At 54.3% G+C, this 1,127-nt stretch carries 2 protein-coding genes; one reads left to right on the top strand and one right to left on the bottom strand.

The window, feature by feature from the left end; all coding sequences use genetic code 11:
- Positions 1 to 264 precede the first annotated feature (264 nt).
- Positions 265 to 915, top strand: coding sequence for an RBBP9/YdeN family alpha/beta hydrolase (locus J5224_RS29215; protein ID WP_264628573.1), 651 nt, complete (start codon positions 265 to 267; stop codon positions 913 to 915).
- Positions 916 to 959: 44 nt separating this feature from the next.
- Here the strand turns inward: J5224_RS29215 and J5224_RS29210 are convergent.
- Positions 960 to 1,127: Hpt domain-containing protein (locus J5224_RS29210; protein ID WP_264628574.1), on the bottom strand; the 168-nt coding region annotated here is incomplete at its 5' end.

Here is a 1,127-nt window from a genome sequence, read left to right as displayed (position 1 = left end):
AACGTGCGCATGACAGCACGTAACGTCGCGGCAACCATCAAGCTGGCGCAAACGCTCCAATAACGCTCTTTTTGCCGATTTTTTCTGGCGGCTCCTTTCTTCGTCGTCCCCGCGCTGGTGCCGGGGGCGACGCGTCATCAAAGATCCAAAATCCATTCATTTTGTTATCACTGACGCTAACACCCTCTGTGCCATTGGGCTCGAAGCACTAAGATTCAGGTCTATCGACAACATCTGACTTTTCATCCCATTCAGTGAGGGAAAATGAATAAACTTATCGCTCTACTCCTTTCGATGGCCGCCGTATTGTCGGGCTGTACCTCTCCCGCAAACACACAACAATCAACTGCGCGCATCTACATTGTTCACGGATACGGCGCTTCACCGTCAGAGCATTGGTTCGCGTGGCTGAAAAGCGAGATGGAGAAAACGGGAGCTACGGTGTCGATCGTTAATTTACCCACTACTGACGATCCACAACCGCAGGCATGGCAACGGGCTCTTGAAACACAGGTGACATCGCTAGATAAAAACACCTATTTTGTCGCGCACAGTCTTGGCAGCATTACGCTGTTGAGATTCCTTGAAAAACACCCGACCAACGCGCCCATCGGTGGCTATATTCTGGTATCCGGCTTCAATGGCAGTCTGCCGACGCTTCCGCAGCTTGACCGCTTTATAAAACCGGCCATTAATTATGGCGCGCTGGCGCAGAGGGCAAACACTCGGGTCGTCATTGCTGCGGCTGATGATACCGTGGTGCCTTACCGGTTCAGTCAGGCGTTGGCGAAATCCCTCGACGCCAGGTTTATTACGGTTGAGCAGGGTAACCATTTTCTGGCAAGTGATGGATTCACCGAATTCCCTCTGGTGCTGGCCGAGCTGAAAAAGGCCATAGCCGCATCAGGGCGGTGAGTGGTTGGCGCAAGCAGAGATCTGGTCGCCACACCGCTCACGGATCACTGCAAATGCGCCTGTGCCGCCCGCCGTACGTTGGCGATTTCGTCGAGCAGCTCCAGCCATTCCGGTTCCAGTTCCAGCAGGTCCGTTCCCTTACGCAGTGCGGTTTCCAGCGTGTAACACAGTTGCTTCAAGCGTGGCACGCCGCTGTAGCCGCAACTGCCGTG

This window comes from Candidatus Symbiopectobacterium sp. NZEC135 (genome assembly GCF_025962695.1).
Note: the sequence above shows the minus strand (reverse complement) of the source record. Positions and strands in the feature narration are given on the sequence as shown.